At 67.3% G+C, this 17127-nt stretch carries 17 protein-coding genes; 9 read left to right on the forward strand and 8 right to left on the reverse strand.

Annotated features, from left to right (window positions below; genetic code table 11):
- Positions 1–149: 149 nt before the first annotated feature.
- The 3 genes from H074_RS36785 to H074_RS36795 form a co-directional block, all read right to left on the reverse strand.
- A complete protein-coding gene (locus tag H074_RS36785; RefSeq protein ID WP_039924418.1) occupies positions 150–788 on the reverse strand; it encodes a hypothetical protein in 639 nt (212 codons plus the stop codon).
- Positions 789–803: 15 nt separating this feature from the next.
- Positions 804–1595, reverse strand: coding sequence for a DUF5984 family protein (locus tag H074_RS36790; RefSeq protein WP_007035180.1), 792 nt, complete (start codon positions 1593–1595; stop codon positions 804–806).
- 142 nt (positions 1596–1737) lie between these two features.
- Positions 1738–2682, reverse strand: coding sequence for a hypothetical protein (locus H074_RS36795; RefSeq protein ID WP_039924385.1), 945 nt, complete (start codon positions 2680–2682; stop codon positions 1738–1740).
- A gap of 292 nt (positions 2683–2974) precedes the next feature.
- Here H074_RS36795 and H074_RS36800 point away from each other — a divergent pair, with 292 nt between their 5' ends.
- From H074_RS36800 to H074_RS40545, 4 genes are all read left to right on the forward strand, one after another.
- Positions 2975–5044, forward strand: a complete 2070-nt coding sequence (locus tag H074_RS36800; protein ID WP_161630728.1) for an NACHT domain-containing protein — start codon at positions 2975–2977, stop codon at positions 5042–5044.
- On the forward strand, positions 5016–5312 hold the full coding sequence (locus tag H074_RS40540) for a hypothetical protein (protein WP_152521571.1): 297 nt from the start codon (positions 5016–5018) through the stop codon (positions 5310–5312). Before H074_RS36800 ends, H074_RS40540 begins: the two co-directional genes overlap by 29 nt.
- A 24-nt stretch (positions 5313–5336) precedes the next feature.
- On the forward strand, positions 5337–5981 hold the full coding sequence (locus H074_RS36805) for a lytic polysaccharide monooxygenase auxiliary activity family 9 protein (RefSeq protein WP_007035183.1): 645 nt from the start codon (positions 5337–5339) through the stop codon (positions 5979–5981).
- Positions 5982–6047: 66 nt separating this feature from the next.
- A complete protein-coding gene (locus H074_RS40545; protein WP_152521572.1) occupies positions 6048–6230 on the forward strand; it encodes a hypothetical protein in 183 nt (60 codons plus the stop codon).
- A gap of 7 nt (positions 6231–6237) precedes the next feature.
- Here H074_RS40545 and H074_RS36810 read toward each other — a convergent pair whose 3' ends face one another.
- Both H074_RS36810 and H074_RS42440 read right to left on the reverse strand, forming a co-directional pair.
- Complete coding sequence (locus H074_RS36810; RefSeq protein ID WP_152521573.1) at positions 6238–6735, reverse strand: hypothetical protein; 498 nt, start codon at positions 6733–6735, stop codon at positions 6238–6240.
- Positions 6736–6868: 133 nt separating this feature from the next.
- Positions 6869–7078: a NucA/NucB deoxyribonuclease domain-containing protein gene (locus H074_RS42440; protein ID WP_007035185.1), complete on the reverse strand. Its 210-nt coding sequence runs from the start codon at positions 7076–7078 to the stop codon at positions 6869–6871.
- Between the two features lie 322 nt (positions 7079–7400).
- Between H074_RS42440 and H074_RS36820 the strand changes: the two genes are divergently transcribed.
- Positions 7401–8342 carry a phosphoenolpyruvate carboxykinase (ATP) gene (locus H074_RS36820; protein WP_007035186.1) on the forward strand — a complete coding sequence of 314 codons (942 nt, stop codon included), beginning with the start codon at positions 7401–7403 and terminating at the stop codon, positions 8340–8342.
- Between the two features lie 376 nt (positions 8343–8718).
- On the forward strand, positions 8719–9144 hold the full coding sequence (locus H074_RS40880) for a hypothetical protein (protein WP_007035187.1): 426 nt from the start codon (positions 8719–8721) through the stop codon (positions 9142–9144).
- 34 nt (positions 9145–9178) lie between these two features.
- On the opposite strand, the gene H074_RS36830 is transcribed toward H074_RS40880, so the two are convergent.
- Complete coding sequence (locus tag H074_RS36830; RefSeq protein WP_007035188.1) at positions 9179–10258, reverse strand: hypothetical protein; 1080 nt, start codon at positions 10256–10258, stop codon at positions 9179–9181.
- A 153-nt stretch (positions 10259–10411) separates the two neighbouring features.
- On the opposite strand from H074_RS36830, the gene H074_RS40550 reads away from it, so the two are divergent.
- The gene (locus H074_RS40550; protein ID WP_152521574.1) at positions 10412–13123 is read left to right on the forward strand and encodes an AfsR/SARP family transcriptional regulator; all 2712 of its coding nucleotides are present in this window, start codon (positions 10412–10414) and stop codon (positions 13121–13123) included.
- Between the two features lie 2 nt (positions 13124–13125).
- On the opposite strand, the gene H074_RS40885 is transcribed toward H074_RS40550, so the two are convergent.
- The gene (locus tag H074_RS40885) at positions 13126–13320 is read right to left on the reverse strand and encodes a hypothetical protein (RefSeq protein ID WP_007035190.1); all 195 of its coding nucleotides are present in this window, start codon (positions 13318–13320) and stop codon (positions 13126–13128) included.
- Between the two features lie 1246 nt (positions 13321–14566).
- Entirely contained in the window at positions 14567–14845 is a 279-nt protein-coding gene (locus tag H074_RS41230) for a hypothetical protein (protein WP_007035191.1), read from the reverse strand.
- Between the two features lie 631 nt (positions 14846–15476).
- On the opposite strand from H074_RS41230, the gene H074_RS36855 reads away from it, so the two are divergent.
- Both H074_RS36855 and H074_RS36860 read left to right on the forward strand, forming a co-directional pair.
- Positions 15477–15788 carry a hypothetical protein gene (locus H074_RS36855; RefSeq protein WP_007035192.1) on the forward strand — a complete coding sequence of 104 codons (312 nt, stop codon included), beginning with the start codon at positions 15477–15479 and terminating at the stop codon, positions 15786–15788.
- A 35-nt stretch (positions 15789–15823) separates the two neighbouring features.
- Positions 15824–17071, forward strand: a complete 1248-nt coding sequence (locus H074_RS36860; protein ID WP_039924398.1) for a nucleotide sugar dehydrogenase — start codon at positions 15824–15826, stop codon at positions 17069–17071.
- Positions 17072–17127 lie beyond the last annotated feature (56 nt).

A 17127-nucleotide genomic window follows, 5' to 3' on the forward strand; every position in this document is an offset into this window, starting at 1 on the left:
ATGATGACCAGGCGCCTGACCCGCCACTAAGCGCGCCAGGACCACCCAGTCAGGTTCAAAGACACGCTCTAAGCATCGGCCGCCCACGTCGGTCAGCGTGTCGAGGCGAAGTTCTCCGAATCGCGCACAGTCACCTGTCGCCGGTCAGTTCAGCCGATCTGGAACCGCTGTAGTCCGGCGCGGCCGAGAAGGATGCCCATCGTTTCGACCATCGTCTGAGCGGCCGGACCGATGCGGTAGCCAGTCAGCCGTCGGCCATTCTCATCTTTGATGCGAGCCGGACGAGTGGTGGCTATCAGCGCCGACCGAACCGCCCGTGTTTGCCGCAGGAGGACCTGGTGTGCGGAGGCACCGACTTCGTCCGCGAACCAGCGTACGGCCAGCCTGCCGGCATCAAAGTACGCACCGCCTTCCGGGTGCTGGTACCGGGCGTCGTGATCGCAGTACGTACCGCCGGGATCATGTCGGCGCGTCGAGCGCAGGAGTTGCATGATGGCAGCGACTGGTGGCCCGTCCGGCAGCGGGACGCCATCGGCGAGCGTGACGGTTGATGGCAGGCTTGCGCCGATCGGTAGGTGCAGGAACGCCTGAACTCCACGGCCGCCGCAGGTCATCGCGTTTGCCAGCGAGCCGTGGAGGTGGACGGGGTGAAGTCCCAGCGGTCCTGGCTGCGAGCACCGCCACCCGGCGCCAGGGAACGTGTCGCGCAATGCCAGGTCGAACGCGCCTTCATCCTCGGGCAGCAACCAGGTTCCGACATTCATGGTCCGGGAGCCCGCGTACGCCATCACCCAGATGGTATGTCATGCCGATGAGCGGCTACGACATTGCAGTTGGTGACCCAGGTCTGTGGCAACGGACGGCGGCTTCTGAGTTCGCGCCGAGCAGATGCGCGCGACGCCCTCGCGAACGGCTGTCCAGTCCGTCGCAGGTACGCGCCGCAGTGTGGCGGCCAGGGATCCTGAACGCTGCTGGTGTTCGTGGCGGAGCTGCTCGAGGTCGAGTCGGATGTCTGGATCGAGCCCGCGGGCCTCGATCTCGGTGATGCGCCGGTCCATCGCATCGATCAGTTCTCGGTCGAACTTCTCCACGGCTCGCAGCAACAACTCGGTGGAGACGCTTGCCCGTCCGTGCCTCGGCGCAGTGCAGTCAAGTTCGTGCTCGGCTGTGTGCCGCCAGTCGACGGTGACCGTGTCCCGGTCGGTGACCGACCGCCACCACACGATGCGTGGCGAGGCGACGAGGTAACTGGTGTACATGAAGTGGCTGCTGTACCAGTCCAGAGCTGCCTCCGCGTCCTCGGCACCTGCCCCGCACCAGGCATCCTGATCGCTGGTCATGCGGTCGACGAGGTCCGCGGGCACCGGTTCCAGCAGAGACGGCAGCACTTCCTGAAGGTCCTCCCACAGCCGGACGACGTAGTAGTCGACTGGAGTGGGCTGCCCCGCGCCGGCGTTCGACGGGTGGTGAAACAGCTTGTGTCCGTCCACTTCGATCCAGTACCAGCCGTCCGTCAAAGCGAACCAGTGCAGACGGCGATCGCCCCAGGGCTCCACCTCGGCCAGCGGCCTCAGACGGAAGTGAAAACGGATCACCGTGGCAGTGTGCTCACCACCTTGGACTGCTGTCGAGCAATCTGCCTCTGACGTCCCCTCATGCCGACGTTAGGACGTCCGTGTGTTGTTGTCCGCAGGGGTCGCGGCGAGCTGGGCGCACCGCTGGTTCGTCCACCGCGGTTCAGATGGGCCAGCGGGCGCGGACGATTCCGTCGTCGTCCGGTCGCACGGCCACGAGCAGTGGGTTGTGGTCGTCGGTGGTGTGCGGCAGGAGGATGGCCGCGCGGGCACCGGCGAACGCTTCGGCCAGGGCCGCCCGGTCATCGCCGTCGGCGTGGAAGCTCTGGATGTGGCCGTCCGCGTGCTCCAGGATGGCCCAGCCGGCGAAGTCCGGCGACATCGTGCGCAGCACTGCTGGAACATCGGTGGACAGGTCCGGCCACACGTTCAGCAGGGCGCGCGGACCGAGGTCGGGCACAGTGCCGGCGGTGAGCCGATGCCAGCGAGAGTGGTTGCCGACGATCTGCTCCTCCAACAGGATCCTGCCGCGTCGTGCCACGAGTGCCGCCACCTCAGCCCAGAACGCCATGTCCGCCGGACGCGATTCGTACGGCCCGTCGCCATCCGGGGCGTAGGGCGAGCCGTCCAGCGGTTCGACGAACAAACCGCTCGCGGTGGTCAGCGCGACCGCATGTCCGCACGGTTGGTCGCTTCCGATGTACATGTACTGGTCGTGGCCGACGTGGACGAAAAACCGGTCTCCGGCCTCGAGCCGGCACCACGCGCCGTTATCACGCAGCATGACGCGCACCAGTTCGCGCCCGACGTCCAGGGTGATCTGTGCGCCGTCGTGGTAGCCGGCGAGGTCGGGTGGGAACAGCCCGTGCAGTCCATGGCCGTCGACAGGCGGCGCTGCTCCGAAGTGGACGAATCCGCTGACCGCGGGGTCGCGGACGGTCAGCAGGGTCACGCCGGTGTCCTCGGCGAACGCCGTCACGGCGGCAAGGTAGGCGGCCTCCACCGGACCGCGGTCGCTCGACACATCCTCGGACCCGCAGTACGCGCCCCGATTGTCGCGATCGGCTGGGTCGAACTTGGTGATCCGGTGGACGTACGGCGTGCTCATGTTCGGCGGGGCGGCCCTTCGGGAAGCTTGGGTGATCGATTCGATCACGTTAGCCGCGCCGCCACGCCGACATCGACCCGATAGAAAAGCAAGCCCCAACCGAAGCACGCAAAGTGGGAAGAGACAGTGACCTCGGCCGCCGTCGTGCCAACAACCGCTGGCCTTTGCCGAGACTAGGCCGACTGAGTGGTCACTACGCCGAACGGGAACGTAGGTGGCGGTACCCAGCGATCATCAGTCGTGGCGCACTATGCCTGTGTGCTCTTTGTGCGTGGGAGGCGTGGTGGGGCGGGTGCGACTGCGGGTGCCGATCGTGCTCGGGGTGGTGGCGTTGGTGCTCGGGCTCGCGTGGTTGACGTGGTGGTTGTTGGATAAGACGGGTGTCGACGACGGGGCCGGTATCGCGAATGTTTTGGCCTTGGCTCCCGGGGTGCTGGGTGCGGTGGCGGGGATAGTGGCATTGCGCCGTGGCGTTGAAGGCGGTCACGCTTCGGCTGCGAGTGCCCGGAGGTTGCTCGGTGCCGTCAGCGAGGACGAGGCTCGGTTGCTGGCGCGCTTGTTGGGTGACACCGGCGCGTTGAAGGCGGCGAACGCGGGGTTCGAGCAGGTGGACGCGGAGCTCGTACGGTGGCGTGGCGATGGTGGCGGACAGAGTGGTTCGGCGGCCACGATTTCCACCTACTACCAAGGGCTCACGCGGGGGCGGTTGGCCGTGCTCGGCGAGGCGGGGGCCGGCAAGACAGTGCTCGCGCTGACCTTGCTCCTCGACCTGGCCACTGCCGCGAGGTCGGCGCTCGACCGGGATCCCGCCGTCCGCGTCCGAGTTCCGGTCCGGATGAATCTGTCCGGGTTCACACGCTCGGATGACAACGATCCGGAGGTGGTGCGTCGTCGGCTCTTAGATTGGATGGCGCGGCATCTGGCCGATACCTACGGGGTGCCGTCGCGTACGGCCAAGGCGTTGATAGCGGATCGGTGGATCTTGCCCATCCTGGACGGCTTGGACGAGATGGATCCCGACGACGGACCGCCCACCAGAGCTCAGCACGTGCTTGCCGCGCTCAACATGCCAGTGGGACCGACGCCGGATGCGGTGATCATCACGTGCCGAACGCCGCGATACCACGCCTTGGCCGCGGACGAACCGCTGGAGGACACGACCGTCGTCGTGCTGCAGCCGCTGGGCGTCAAGGAAGTCGTCGCCTGGTTGCGCCACCGGTTCCCTGACAAGACGCAACCGGACGGGGTCGAACGCCGATGGCGACCTGTCGTGCAACGCCTACGTCGCCATCCAGGGGGCCGGCTGGCACGGTGCCTGGGCAACCCGTTGCGCCTCTATCTTGCCGTCACCGTCTACCGCGACCGTGCAAGCACGCCAGGGGAGCTCAACCACCTCGACGCCGACGAGCTCGACGCCCACCTGATGAGCCGACTCGTTCCCTCGGTAGCCGTGCACCACACCAAGCCGGGTAGGGGCCACTACGATCCCGACGACGTTCACCGCTGGTTGCACACCTTGACGCGGCACCTGGCGTCCACGGCGGCGCAAGGACGTTCCGGCACCGACTTCTACGTGCACGAATTGTGGCGCTCCGCGACGGACCTCACCGGGATACACGTCCGCCTCACAGCCACCCTGCTCAGCGTCGGGGTCAGCATCCTTACCGCCGTCTACTACTTGTCGTCGCAGGTGATGCACATGCCGCCGACCTGGGCGGACTGGCTCGACCTGCTGATTGCAGCCTCGGTCGTGGTGTTCGTCGCCTGGTGGAGCACCGTCTACGCCGGTGATTCGCCGAAACGGATCAGCCTCCGCAGGCACTCCCGCCGATTCTCCGGCCAAATCAAGCAGGGCGTCGTCCTGTGCGCGATTGCAGCGGTGATGTACGCGACTGTCGTCGCGGTCGAGGGCGTCATCAGGTACGGATTCTGCGGGCTTCTACCTGCCTTCGCCGATGCGTTCGACGAACGCGCCGCCCGCAGTCTGATGGCGGCGCTGGCCGTCTGGCTGTTGATGAGTCTTGGCGGAACTCAAGACATGGTGGCGCGCCCCAGCGCCCTGATGCGGGATGCACTGCACCGCGACATCTATGTGGTCGCGGTCCTGATCGTTGGTTGCGTGGCTGGTCTTTCGGGCGACGACGCGATCCCCACCGCCGTGATGATCGCGTTGTGCGCGATCGTGGCCACCTCGCCGTGGCCACGTCATATCGCCGGCCTGATCACTTACCGGCGCCGGAAGCTGCTGCCCTGGCGATTCGGACGGTTCCTGGACTGGGCCTATGCCGCAGGCATCCTGCGTCTGACCGGCACTGCCGTCCAGTTCCGCCATCGTGACCTCCAACGTCACCTTGCCGCATAACGACACGCCCGGCGCCTTCGACACCGTCGTGCCAACAAGCGCCGGTAGGCGCCAGTTGTCGTCGATCGTCACCTTTGCTCGTGCGCTCATCGACGTCCGCATGGTGCCGAAGAACGGCAAGCCCTACACCGTTGGACGACCTGACCGCGCCGTTCCGCACCCCGTCTCCCGGGGCCCCGAGGTGGGCGGAGCGCGCGCGAAATCTCTCGCGCCCGACTTTCGGGCCTACACGCCGGTGCGCCGCCACACCTACTGTGGTGTGGTCTAGACCTCTTATGAGAGGAATCGTGCGATGAAGTTTTCCCGCTCCGCCGTCAAAGTCGCGATACTGACCGCCGTGCTCGGCACGGTCTCGGTGTTCACCGCCGTCCCCGCCCTCGCGCACGGCTCGATGGGCAACCCGATCAGCCGGATCATGCGCTGTTTCCAGGAGGGTCCGGAGACCCCGCGGTCCGCCGCGTGCAAGGCCGCCATCGCGGTGGGCGACAGCTGGCCGATCTACGACTGGGACGAGGTCAACATCGGTGACGCCAGCGGCCGCAGCCGCGAGATCATCCCGGACGGCAAGCTGTGCAGCGCCGGCCGGGGCAAGTACAAGGGGCTCGACCTGGCCCGCAACGACTGGCCGGCGACCACGATGCCGGGCAGCGGCCCGTACACCTTCAAGTATCAGCTGACCGCCGCGCACGAGGGCACCTTCGAGCTGTACGTCACCAAGCCGGGCTACGACCCGACGAAACCGCTCAAGTGGTCCGACCTGGAAGACACCCCGTTCTACAAGCAGGACAACCCGCGGATCGTCGGCAACGCCTACCAGCTCCAGGCGAACCTGCCCGGCGGGCGCACCGGCAGGCACCTGATCTACTCGATCTGGCAACGCCACTGGCCCGACTCCGGCGAGGCCTTCTACTCCTGCTCGGACGTGATCTTCAACTGATCTCCACGGCCCGGCCGGCAGAGGTAGCGAAGACCGCTGCCGGCCGGCCCGAGGAAAGGGATCCTGATGAAGCGCTGGCGAAAGCCACGAGTACAAGCCCGCCCGATGCCGCAGACCGTGCGCGACCTCGCGCGCGCCCTGGGTGTGCCGGACACCGTGCCGCTGCCCGTCCCCGACGACCGCCTGATCGTCATCGAATCGCTGGACAACCCGCCGACGACGCCAAGCGGAAGGCCGCCGACGTTCTAGCCCTGTGTCAGAGCTCTCGCGCCCAGTTGCGTATCGCGGCGTGGACGTCGTCGCGCGGAATGGTGGCGGTCTCGACGGTGGATCCGACCTCCTGGTGGTCTGCGGGGGAGGGCCAGAACTGCAGGAGGAAGTTCTCGGTGCGGTGGATGGTGTCGTGGGGGTTGGCGTTGAAGATCGTGTCGACCTGATCGCCGCCCCAGCGGTGGACGCGGACCTGGTAGTGCCCTGGGTTGCCCAGGTGGAGGAAGTCGGTTTCGCTGCCGGGGGCGGAGAATCCTCTGGCGCCGATTTCAGGGTGCTCGAAGGAGGCGTCGATCGTGGAGGTGTCGCTGTCCGGTGGGCCGCCGCGGGCAGGTTCTGCGGGCCAGGCCTCAAGTCGCACGGCGGCGGTGATGGTCCATTCGCTGGACGGGTGGAGGTTGATGGTGTTCGGGCTTGCGGCGGCCCAGCCGGAGTCGGCCGGTGGGAGGTGCGGGGATGGCTCGGCTCCCCGCACCTCGATCACGAGCCGGCCGTGGTCGACGCCGGTATGACCTTCCACGAACGCGGTCGGCGCCGGTGGCCCTTCAGGTGGCCAGTCAGCGCGCCCAGACGTAGAACTCATCCAGCGCACCGTGCAGGACACGATCGCGGTCGTATCACCATCTCAGAATGCCGCCTGCTGAGCCGTTCTGGGATCCGTCGACGTACTTGACCGAGAAGTTCCCGTCGCCTTTGCCCGCGCGCTGGAGCGTGGTCGCGAACGGGTATTCGTCGCACTGGTCTTTCGGGGTCGGTTTCGGGATCGTCGCGCAGGCGATGTCCTTCGCGGCCTCGTTCTTCTTCCAGTCCGTGCCCTGGTAGGCCACGCGGTTCAGTCCGAGTTTGGTCAGGTCTGCCCATTTGCCGGGGATGACCTTCGGTGTGCCCTTGTTCGGGTCGGTTTGTTCCGGGTGGCCGCGGCGAGCTCGCCGCGGCCAATGCCAAGCTGATCAACATTTATCACTTGATCACCACCAATAGTGAGGAGACCAGGCTGTGCCTGCAACGAAATCCACGGTCCGGATCGGTGTCGCGGGCCTGTCCGCACACGTCCGCACCAACGACGATGACGTGGAGCAGTGGGTGCGCCGGTATTTCGGCCCGTGGTAGCGCGCGGAACAAGCGCCCGCCGACACGATCACCGGCGACGTGGATGTCACCGCGCGCGTCGACCCGGCCCGGGTCGACGAGATCACGGCACAGGTGGACACGTCGGCGCATGACACGGTGCTCTACGCGCGCAAGGACATGCGCCTCACCCGCACCGGCACCACGACCCTGGCCTACGGCGAGGATCACGTCACCTACATGGTGTCCGGCACCGGGATCGAGATCGTCGGCACGGACCCGGTCACGGTCGCCTCGGCCGCGTGCCGGCTTACTCGCGAAGCGCTGCGCGGACGGCTCGTGGCCGCCGGGTGGGTGCTGCTGCACGCCTCCGCCGTGGTCCGGGATGGCCGGGCGGCGGTGGCGTTCGGCACCAAAGGCTCCGGGAAGACCGCGGTCGCGCTCCAGTTGGCGACCGCGACCGGTGGCGCGTTGCTGGCCAACGACCGGGTGTTCGCCCGCGCCGACGACACCGGGACGGTGACAGTGCTGCCGTGGCCGGCCGCCGCCGCGATCGGGTTCGGCCTGCTCGACGCCGCAGGCTGGTACGACGCCGTAGCTACCGCCCGCGACGAGCTCCACCCCTCCACGATTAGCGCGGTGCTCGACGCGCTGGCGACACGGGACCGGACCCCGATCCATCAAGGAAGCCGGGAGCTGAAGCCGCAGCTCTACCCGGACCAGCTCACCAGCCTGCTCGGTATCCCGCTCGCCACCAGCGGCATCGTCGACGTCGCCCTGTTCCCCTCGGTCAACGCCACGAGCAACCCCGACCTCGGCGGAGGAGGCCGCATGGTCGGTGCGGACGACACGTTCTCCGGACAGGAGGAAGACCGCTACCCCAACGTCTTCGGCCTCCGCACCCCCGAACCCGACCACGCCCGCGCCGCCGTGTTCGCCGCGCTCAACGCGCTGCCGAAACTCACCGCGACGCTCGGACACGACATCCGCGCGAACACGGACGTACTCCGAAAGCTGGACTAGAGGGCTCGGGCGAATCCTGGGCGCTCCCGGCGGAAACGCTCGCTACAGTCCACTCCTGGCCGGATCGTCTCCTGCCCCTCGAACGAGCGCTCGACCGCGACCAGGAGAAGTGACCGGGCGAGTGATTATCGGTTTCGAATGGGCCAGGCGTTGCGCCGCCTCCACCGTGCACCGGTAGTCACTTGCCGGTCGACTTCGCGATCGGTCGCGGCCGCAGCATCCCGGAACGTGCGGTGGTTCAGTGAGCACGGCCGGCAGGACGCGGGAGTCAGGACTCGACCTCGGTCCTGACCGGAGTCGTGGTGCGCCACGACAGATACCGAACACAACGCCGCCGAGTGTCTGAAGTGGACTATCAAGCGCAGAAAGGACGTTCATGCTGTATGAGGAACACAGCCGTGTCCGGATCGCTGCGCTCCGGCGACGCGCCACCGCCGTCTACCGCTTGCCCGCCACGGGACAGGACCTCGTGGCGAAGGTCGCGCCGCTCGCCGCCCGCGCCCGCGCCGAACGCGTCGTGCACCTGACGCGCCGGCTGCGCGCACAAGGCTTCCGCTGCACGGAACGCGGCTCGGCGGATCCATACCAGGCGCTTGAGACGGCGCTGTGGTTGGCGTATCCGAGTATGGCCGCGATCTCGGTCGTGCTGGTCGTGCCGCTGTTGAGCAGTACCACGATCTCCCGATTTCTGGCGTCCAGCACCGCGAGGAAGTCTTTGGCGACGGCGTTGTCCAGCACCTCGCTCTCCGGCCCCTGTACAGGCGTGGTGCAGCTTGCGTTCGAAGTCCTCGCGTGGATATGACCAGTGGCCGGCCAAGTTCCGGCGCTCCACCGGATCATGACACCTTGAACGCGCCGCGCGGCTCGCCGAGGTCCGACCCGACGCCTACGAAGGCGTACGTACCGGTCTTGCCGATCGGGTGATGCGCCCAGCGCCGCACGGTGGGGCCGGACTCGTCGTTCCCCACCCACCACTGGTGGGTGACGAACCGGCTGCGGTGCAGCGGCCACGGCGCCGGAACGTCGGCGGTGTCCCGCCGGAACGGTTCCAGCCGGTCCCACGGGAGGGCGGCGGCCACCGCGGCCAGGTCGGTTGCGCGCCGCAGCGCGCTCTCCGGGGTGATCCCGGTGGTGCTCATCGCCGCCGCGACCAGCTGATCTCCGCTGATCGTCCAGAGCAGGTCCAGGTCGTGCGCCGCCCGCAGGACTTTCGGGACGGACAGGAGCAGGCTTGCGAAGTCCGGGTCGTCGGTATGCCGCAGTTCGGCGGGAACATCGCCGTCCACCGATTCCTCGAGTTCCGCGAGCATGCCGGGCTCCCAGGCGGCCAGCGAAGACAGGTAGGGCAGGGGATAGGGCAGCGTCACGGCGCACACGGTCAGGTGCACCGTAGCGGCCTCGAGCGCCCGTTCCGCCTTGCCCATCTTGACGAGGCTGTCGAAATCGGCCTCGTTGATCACGTCGAGGTCGAAGACGGTGACCGGGAAGCCGCAGAACCGCGTGCTGGTCACGCCCTGGGCGACGAGTTCGGCGGCGTGCCGGGCCCGGACCGCCTTCCTCGGGTCCACCACGTCGTCGACGTTCTGGTCGACGCGCCCGAAGCGGGCGGCCAGCATGGTCGAACGCTCCTCGAAGGTCGTGTCCGCGAACTGGACCAGCCTTCCGCGGCGTGCGATCAGTTCGTCGTGGACGTGCCGGTCCTCCTCGCGGGCTCGCACCACTTTGGCGAACTCCCGCCGGCTGGACGCGAACCCGCCGTACGTCAGGGCCGCCAGCCACAGGACGAAGACGATGAGCAGTGCGGTCCACCCCGCGTACAGCAGCACCACGATGAACAAGGCGAGCGAGAGAGCCGCCGCTATTTGGTTGTACGGCGTGCGCGCCAGAATGTGTTTTTCCAGCGTCGTGCGATTCACGGAATTGGCCCCCTTCGTGGCAAGTGGACTTAGTCTATTTACTCTCCGTGATCCGGTCTCGTGCCGCTGAGCTGGGGATTCAAGGTTTCGGCAAGACCGGAAAGCGCCGTCCGCGCACCCGTCCTAGGATGTGCCCGACGGGGGAGAGTGATCATGCGTTTCGCTGTTCTCGGGGTTATCGAGGCCTACGCGGACGAGCGGCCGGTGGACCTGGGCCACGCGGTGCAGCAAGGTGTGCTGGCCGCCTTGCTGGTCGACGCCGGCCGGGTGGTGTCGGCCGATCAGATCCTCGAGCGGGTGTGGAACGACCGCCTCCCGCATCGCGCCGTGGACAACCTCTACACCTACATTTCGCGGCTGCGGCGCATCGAAGGCGTCGACATCGTTCGCCGCCAAGGCGGTTATGTGCTCGATGTCGTTCCCGACGCCGTCGACCTGCACCGGTTCCGGGCGCTGCTCGACGAGGCGTACGGCCTGGCGGATGCCGAGGCCGTCGTTCTGCTCGACGAGGCGTTGGGTCTCTGGCGCGGCGAGCCGTTCGGTTCGCTGGACACCCCGTGGTTCGCGGCCTTGCGCGGCCGGCTCGTCAAGGAACGGTTCGCCGCGTGGTTGCACCGCAACGACATCGTGCTGCGCCGCGGCGGGCACGCGGAGCTCATTCCCGATCTGCTGGCCGCGACGGCCGAAAGCCCGCGGGACGAACGGCTGGCGGGCCAGCTGATGCTCGCGCTGTACCGGGACGGCCGCCAAGCTGAGTCGTTGTCCTTGTACGACCGGCTGCGGCGTCGTCTCGCCGAGGAACAGGGCGTGGATCCGAGCCCGCCTCTGCAACGTCTGCATCTGCAGGTCGTTTCCGCCGATGCGGCGATAGCCGCGCCCGTGGAGCGGACCGTGCCGTGTCAGCTGCCCGCCCGGCCGCCGGTGTTCGTCGGACGCGCGAGCGAACTGGAGGCGTTGGACGGCAGGTCGTCCGGGGTGGTGGTGATCGGCGGTCCCGGCGGGGTCGGCAAGACGTCGTTCGTGCTGCGCTGGGCCTATGACCGGCTCGACCGGTTCCCCGACGGCCAGCTGTACCTCAACCTCCGGGGTTTCGATCCCACCGCGGCGCCTCTCGAACCTGTTGTGGCGTTGCGGGGTTTCCTGGACGCGCTCCAGGTTCCGCCGGAGCGGATTCCGGACGACGTCGACGCGCGCAGCACGCTGTTCCGGGGTTTGGTGGCGCGACGGCGTTTGCTGGTGGTGCTGGACAACGCGCGGGACGAGGGTCAGGTCCGGCCGTTGCTGCCCGGCGGAAGCGAGTGCCTGGTGGTGGTCACCAGCCGCAGCCGGCTGACCGGGCTCGTCGCCGCCGAACAGGCCCGCCCCCTCCGGATGCCGATGCTGGAAGTGTCCGAGGCCGCGGCGTTGCTGACCCACCGGATCGACCGGCGGGGGCTCGCCGACGAGGCCGCCGTCGAGGAACTGGTCCGGTTCACCGGGGGGCTGCCGCTGGCGCTGGCCGTGGTGGCCGCGAGGGCGATCGCGCATCCTGAGATCCCGTTGGGGGCGCTGGTCGCGGAACTGCGGGATGAACAGGGCCGCCTCGACGCGCTGGACGCGGGCGATCCGGCCTCCAGTGTGCGCGCGGTGACTTCCTGGTCGTACCACGGGCTTTCCGCGGACGCGGCTCGGCTGTTCCGGCTCCTCGGTGTCCACTCCGGACCGGACATCGGCCTGGCCGCGGCGTCCGCGCTGGCAGGCGTGACCGCCGTCCAGGTGCGGCCACTGCTCGCGGAGCTGAACCGGACGCACATGGTCGACGAGCACGAGCCCGGACGGTTCCGTTCCCACGACCTGCTCCGCGCCTTCGCCCGGGAGCAGGCGTCCGAGGACGAAGCGCACGAGGCGCTCGGGCGGGTGCTGGATCACTACCTCCACACCGGATTCGCCGCGGAACGGAGATTGTCCCCGCACTGGCCGCCGATCGCCCTGGCCGAACCGCGCGCGGGAGCGGCGCCCCGCGCTATCGCGACCTACGACGAGGCGATCGCGTGGTTCACCGCCGAGCACGCCGCGATACTCGCGGCGACCGAACTCGCCGTTGCTTCCGGGGACTTCGACACGCACGCGTGGCAGATACCGTGGACGATCTCGACGTTCCTCACCCGCAGCGGCCGGTGGGATCAGCGGGCCGCGACCCAGCAGATCGCTCTGGACGCGGCGAAGCGCCTCGGTGATCGCGCCGCGCAAGCCGCCGCCCTGCACCTGCTCGGCCGGGTGCGCAGCATGGCCGGCGATCATGCGCAGGCCTTGGCGGACTTGACCGGTGCGCTGACGCTGTATCAGGAGATCGGTGATCTCACAGGGGAAGCCACGACCCACTTTTCCCTCGGTCTCGCCAGCGGGGGTCGCGAAGACCACGAGACCGCGCTGAACCACGCGTACCGGGCGCTGGAGTTGTTCCGTGCCACGGAGGATCGTCCGTGGGAGGCCTTCAGCGTCAGCGCGCTCGGCTGGTACAGCGCCCGGCTCGGGCAGGACGAGCCCGCGATCGCCTACAGCTCGGAGGCACTGCAGCTGCTTCGCGACGTCGGCGACCGCGACTGCGAAGCCCACGTCCTGCGCACCCTCGGCTACGTGCATCACCGCCGCGGCGAGTACGTCCTCGCCGCCGACTATCACGCGCTGGCGGGCGATCTCTTCCACGCCCTGGGCGACACGTACAGCGAGGCGGCCACCGCCGACCAATTGGGCGACGCCCGGCATCACGCAGGAGATGCCGACGCGGCTCGGCAGGCCTGGCAACGGGCAGAAGCGCTGCTCAGCGACCTTGGGCACCCGGACGCCGAGGCCGTCCGGGCCAAGCTGACACCGCCGCGGAACTGATGTCAGTGCGGTGACCGTCGGCGGTCAGCGCGCCAGGCGATCGTTCTCGCCAGGTCCTCGGCGACGCCCAGCGCGGTGATGATCTCGGGGAGTGTCTCCATGATGTCTCCCAGCTGACCGTTGTCGGGCACATCGCCGGTCAGGAGGGCGTCCCGTCGACGACGTGGCCGCGCGAGCGCGACAGTGATGGCGTCCAACGTCTGCCAGATGGGGTTTACGCAGCTTTGCCAATAGCGGCGCCGCGCCGAATTCTGGTCACTCGCACCGGAGCAGTGTGAGTGACCAGCGCAAATAAGCGAACAGGCCTAGGGGGAAGGTCATGTAGGCGATGTAGATTGCGCGCACAAAGTGCACACAAGGGCGGCGCGGTTGCTCCTACGCGACACTGGGGTCAGTCCGGCGGCGGCTGTTCGTGCGAGCACGTGCCCGAACCACTCGTATCGCTCCGGTGTGACGTGGAAGCCAGGGATCGAGATACGGGCCTCGTCACCGCTGGAGGGCAGGTGGATTTGGGGGAAGTGGTTGATGTCGCTGAGCTCGGCATCCAGACCGCCACTCTCAGCGTTGGGACTCCCTAGCCAGCCGCCGCTTCCCTTGGCGCAGAGGGCGTGCACGGTGACGTGGCCGTCCAGGGGCAGCTCCGTGCTGAAGATCAGGCAGGGGGTTCGTTCCATGGTCCGATGTGCACCGCCTCCACGTGAGCCGATGCAGACGCCAGTTGGACGTGGGAGTGTGCGGCGTTGCTGTGGTTGCCCTTACAGGCGATCGGGAGCACCAGCGAAGGCGCTCCCGGCTTCCACAGCTCGGCGAAGAACTGCGGGCGGTAACGGTAGGACTGTCGTGCTCCCTTGTCTCGGCTGGTCAAGGCCCAGCCTGCGCGCAGCGCCGTGTCCGCGGGCACGATGGAGACGACGTCAGGGCGAAGCCGACGCCGAGCTCGCTCGACTGGTCGGCCTTGAAGTAGTCCGCCGTCTCCTTGCCCTCAGCGGACAGCTTCAGGAAGGAACCTATTGAGGGGTAAGGCAAAGGTGGCGTGTTGCGTGCCGGAGGCCGGCTGATCGCGATCTTACCGTCCACAAGGGACGCTAAACTCCTCCGCGTGTCCGATTTGAGCGGTTTTCGCGGGGGTCGTGAGTGGCAATGATCGTTCTAGCCCTCTTTACCACTCACGACCCGCGCGAGAACTGGACATCAGGACATCAATCGGGCGCACAATCCGCGCGAAGTGTCCCTTGTGGACACATCGTGCCGAGGTCATCCCCGCGAGCCAGTCCGGAACCCTGCTGTCCGGGGCGGCCATCACATCGTGAGTCGGCGAGGATGGCCTGTGCGGCAGGGGTTCGATCACGCCACGTTTGACTTACCCCTCGATATGTCGCCGGTCAGCGCCTGGCTGTACTTCAGCGCACCCCAGTGCTCGGCGAGTCCGCGCGCGGCGCCTCGTCACGACAGGGCGATGGCCCGGCTGAGAACGTGCAGCACGTCCCACGACGTCAGCTGAGAGGATTTGTCTCCCCATGCGCCTATCGGATGCAGTTCGGGCTTTCGCCGCAGGACCTCGTCCTTAACGCTGTTGTCGTCAGCTTGCTTCTTTGCGCGCCTCTTGTCGTCATCGGTTGCCGCGGCGGCCACGGCGCCAACCAAGCCGGAATCCGAGTGGAGGGAGACGTTCGAGCATTGCGCGAGATCCTTCAGCACGTGCACTGCGGGCTTCAACATCATCCTCTTATGTACCCCTCGGCCGATTGAACTCACTAATTCGTGATCAACACCGACGTGCAATTATGCGTTTGTGATCAAACGCACGGTTCCGCTCAACGAGTGAGGCGTGTCGAGGATCGTGGGTCGCCTTGAATAGCTCCCGCGGGGGCGAACGTTCAACACGGCCACGCAGGTCTCGGCGCCAGATCTGTTCGGCCAATGCTCCGAGCCGATTTCCTCGTGCGCAACGAGAAAGTGCGTCGACTCAAGTCCAGGGGGCGTGGCCGTCTGCTCCCTTGCTCGGTCGCTCCTCCGGGCTGCCGGGGTGTACTCGCCTATGCTGTTACGCCTTTTGGCAATGTGATGAAGGCGAAAAGTAAAATAGGGCAGCCGAATTAGAAATTCCGGCAGAAGGTGAATTCGCTCACGGCTCGCTCCATGATCGAGCACCGATGGCCGCGTGGAGCCACCCGTTCACGTGAAGAGTGTGGTCCAGAAGATCACGCGGAGGACGCTTGAAGCCGCCATCCGGATGATCCCCGCGAAGAGACCGCAACCTGCGCGCGTGAAAGTCTCGCTGCCCCCGTTTTCTCGCTGGGTGTGACTGTTAGCGTGCGGAGAGAAGCCATGGTCAATGGATGGGAGGCATTCGATGAACCGTTTTGTCACCGCAGTGCTCAGCGCGGCGTCAGCGAGTATGCTGCTGCTCGCGTCCAGCCCGCCGGCCCAGGCTGTGGCGGGCGAGGTTGTGGTCTTCTCACACGAACTCCAGCGCCTGGACAGTTACAAGAATCCCGAAGGATGCAACATCCTTCCCGTCGCCGCACACGTTCTGGTCAATCAGAGCTCTTCCGGCGTGGTCGTCCACGGGGATCCGCTGTGCCTGACACCCGGCGTGCGGGTCGAGGCGGGGTACGGCTCCCACGTACCACCGATGAGCGGCTCGTTCTCGATCAGCCGCTGACCGGCCGGGTGACCACGGAATCGAGAAGGGCTCAAGTGTCTGTCGACCTTGTCGTCGTAGGAATCGGCTACGTCGGATTGCCATTGGCGGAAGCGGCCGGCGCGGCGGGCCTGTCCGTCCTCGGATACGACATTTCGCCATTCGTCGCGGCCGAGGTGGCCGCCGGCCGGTCCCATGTGCCCGATGTGTCCGCGAGCCGATTGCGGGCCATGCGGGCAAGGGGATTCACGGTGACGACCGACCCCGGGGTGCTCGGGCGGGCGGAAACGATCGTGCTGTGCGTGCCGACAGGATTGAACTCCGACGGAGGACCGGATCTCGCCGCGGTGCGCGCCGCGGCGGAGACGGTCGCCGAACATCTGCGACCCGGCACATTGGTGGTGCTCGAGTCGACGAGTTTCCCCGGCACCACCGACGAAATCGTGCGGCCGATCCTGGAAAAACACGGTTTGGCCGCCGGGGTGGACTTCTCGCTCGCCTATTCGCCCGAACGAGTCGACCCCGGGAATCCCCGGTTCGGCATCCGTAACACCCCGAAGGTGGTCAGCGGCCATACCCCGTCGTGCGCCCAGAGGTGCACGGACTTCTATGGGCGGTTCGTCGACACGGTGGTGGTTGCTCGCGGTACCAGGGAAGCCGAAATGGCCAAGCTCCTGGAGAACACCTACCGATACGTGAACATCGCGCTGGTCAACGAGATCGCGATCTTTTGCGACCAGCTCGACGTCGACATCTGGGACGTGCTGCACTGCGCGGCGACCAAGCCGTTCGGCTTCATGCCCTTCACCCCCGGCCCAGGAGTCGGCGGGCACTGCATCCCGGTCGACCCCAAATACCTGCTGGACAAAGCCGAGCGCGAGGGGGCGAAGCTCGGTATCGTGCGCGCGGCCCGCTCGGTGGACGACCGGATGCCGGATCACGTGGTCGAACGAGTGACACGGTTACTCGCCGAGAACGGGAAACCCCTGCGGGAAGCGAAAGTGCTGCTGCTCGGTGTCGCGTACAAGCCCGATGTGCCGGACACGCGGGAATCCTCCGCCATCCGCGTCGCCGTCCGGTTGCACGCGCTCGGCGCCGACGTGTCCTACCACGATCCGGTGGCGGTCGCGATGCCCGAGCTGGGGCCGCCCGCCGACGATCTCGACACGGCACTGCGCACCGCGGACGTCACCGTTCTGCTGGTACCGCACCGTGCCTACCACCTCGGCCGGCTGGCCTCGACAGCCAGGCTGTTCTTCGACACGACGGGACAGGTTCCCGGAGAGGAGGTCGTCCGCCTCTGATCGACCCGCCGGCGCCAGAGCCGGCGTGCAGGTACCGCAATGCCGACGAAATTCCG

Source organism: Amycolatopsis decaplanina DSM 44594, from assembly GCF_000342005.1.
Taxonomy (GTDB): domain Bacteria; phylum Actinomycetota; class Actinomycetes; order Mycobacteriales; family Pseudonocardiaceae; genus Amycolatopsis; species Amycolatopsis decaplanina.

Bases quoted from the DNA above. Each gene is read 5' to 3' on its own strand.
- H074_RS36785 (WP_039924418.1), bottom strand. From the start codon at position 788: ATGGCGTACGCGGGCTCCCGGACCATGAATGTCGGAACCTGGTTGCTG.
- H074_RS36795 (WP_039924385.1), bottom strand. From the start codon at position 2,682: ATGAGCACGCCGTACGTCCACCGGATCACCAAGTTCGACCCAGCCGAT.
- H074_RS36805 (WP_007035183.1), top strand. From the start codon at position 5,337: ATGAAGTTTTCCCGCTCCGCCGTCAAAGTCGCGATACTGACCGCCGTG.
- H074_RS40545 (WP_152521572.1), top strand. From the start codon at position 6,048: ATGAAGCGCTGGCGAAAGCCACGAGTACAAGCCCGCCCGATGCCGCAG.
- H074_RS40880 (WP_007035187.1), top strand. From the start codon at position 8,719: ATGCTGTATGAGGAACACAGCCGTGTCCGGATCGCTGCGCTCCGGCGA.
- H074_RS40550 (WP_152521574.1), top strand. From the start codon at position 10,412: ATGCGTTTCGCTGTTCTCGGGGTTATCGAGGCCTACGCGGACGAGCGG.
- H074_RS41230 (WP_007035191.1), bottom strand. From the start codon at position 14,845: ATGATGTTGAAGCCCGCAGTGCACGTGCTGAAGGATCTCGCGCAATGC.
- H074_RS36855 (WP_007035192.1), top strand. From the start codon at position 15,477: ATGAACCGTTTTGTCACCGCAGTGCTCAGCGCGGCGTCAGCGAGTATG.